At 68.1% G+C, this 1378-nt stretch carries 3 protein-coding genes; 1 reads left to right on the top strand and 2 read right to left on the bottom strand.

Annotated elements, in window-relative coordinates; all coding sequences use genetic code 11:
* Nucleotides 1-334, top strand: a 334-nt coding sequence (locus G3N93_RS39715; protein WP_206135493.1) for a tyrosine-type recombinase/integrase, incomplete at its 5' end; no start/stop codon positions are given.
* 96 nt (nt 335-430) lie between these two features.
* Here G3N93_RS39715 and G3N93_RS39710 read toward each other — a convergent pair.
* Together G3N93_RS39710 and G3N93_RS39705 are read right to left on the bottom strand one after the other, a co-directional pair.
* Entirely contained in the window at nt 431-829 is a 399-nt protein-coding gene (locus G3N93_RS39710) for a lysozyme inhibitor LprI family protein (RefSeq protein ID WP_174944177.1), read from the bottom strand.
* A 159-nt stretch (nt 830-988) separates the two neighbouring features.
* Nucleotides 989-1207 (bottom strand): YXWGXW repeat-containing protein, encoded by a 219-nt coding sequence (locus G3N93_RS39705; protein ID WP_174987121.1) that lies wholly within the window; start codon nt 1205-1207, stop codon nt 989-991.
* Nucleotides 1208-1378 lie beyond the last annotated feature (171 nt).

Here is a 1378-nt window from a genome sequence, read left to right as displayed (position 1 = left end):
GCCCACGCCGCTCGTGCTGCCAGTCGGCCAGGCGCGCAAGCCGCTTACGCGCGCGGCGCTGCACCGGATCGTGAAGCAGGTGTTCCAGCACGCGGCCGACCGGCTGCGCGCGAACGGCGAAGCCGGCGAACAGCAGGCGCGCGTGCTCGAACAGGCGTCCGCGCACTGGCTGCGCCACAGCGCGGGCTCGCATATGGCCGACGGCCACGTCGACCTGCGGCTCGTGCGCGACAACCTCGGCCACGTGTCGCTGACGACGACGAGCCAGTACCTGCACGCGGACGACGACTGGCGGCATCGCGAGACGGAGGAGAAGCACCGGATCGGGTGGTAGGCACGCACCGATCTGACGGGTCGCGGCTCGCGCAACGCGTTCGCGCTCGCGTCCACGTCCACGCCCACGTCGACGTCCGCGCTCAGTGCTCAGTGCTCAGTGCTCAAGTTCGAGCCCGCCCAGGCCGCCATTGCTGCGGCATTTCGCACGGTCGCCTTGCACCTGCCAGTCGATCTGCCCGCACATCACGTCGATGCGCTTGCGGTAACTGTCGATCAGGCACTGCGTCGTCGTGCAGCGGTTCCGCGCCTTCAGCCATGCCTTCTGCGTCGCCATGAACTGCTCGTACTCGGGCGGATCTTCGACCGGATAGTTGCTGAAATCGTAGAGCATGTGCTGGTAATCCGCGTTGAGCGCATCGTCGAGACGCGACAACGTCGGATTCGCGCAGATTTCGCGCTCCACGAACGTGGATGCCTTCGCGCAGTTGAACGACGCGGCGTGCGCGCCGGTCATGCCGGCCGCGACGGCCAGCGCAACGAGCCATGCTTTCATGTGGGTGCCGTAACGATGAACGCGGCGGCCGAGGATCGGCTCGCCTGGACGGGCGAACGGGCATGCCCGTCGCCGCGATCCGGGAGCTTAGGTCAACGCGCGTCGCATTTCAATCCGCTGCCCCGCATCCCGGCACACTCGCCTCACGCCACGTCACGATCAGTACACGCCCACCCAGTGCCCGGGCACCCACGCCCAGTGATTGCCGGCCCACCGGTAATGGCCCTTCGCCCAGCGATAGCCCGGCGCAGGCATCGGAGGCGGCACCTCGACGACAGGCGCCGGCTGCGGCGGCCGCACGGGTTCGACCACGCATGCGGACATCAACGCCGCACTGGCCGTCAGCAGCATGGCGAGCGAAACGGATCGGATCTTGATCATCCTGGATTCTCCCTGTTGTGTAGTGGATGGATTGGGTGCCGAAGCGGCAACGCCGCGCGTCACGCGGTTCCGCGCATCAGCCCGCTCATCGGCCGCGTCGCACCGCTTTCCGCGAACAACGCGGACGCGGTACGGCGCGGATCGAGCCGCAGGCTTTCGGCGGCGGCA

Origin of the sequence: Burkholderia sp. Se-20378 (assembly GCF_017104665.1) — a bacterium.
In the GTDB taxonomy this organism is placed as follows: Bacteria; Pseudomonadota; Gammaproteobacteria; order Burkholderiales; family Burkholderiaceae; genus Burkholderia; species Burkholderia lata.
Note: the sequence above shows the minus strand (reverse complement) of the source record. Positions and strands in the feature narration are given on the sequence as shown.

Excerpts from the sequence above, each read along its gene's own strand:
- G3N93_RS39710 (WP_174944177.1), bottom strand. The coding sequence starts at position 829 with ATGAAAGCATGGCTCGTTGCGCTGGCCGTCGCGGCCGGCATGACCGGC.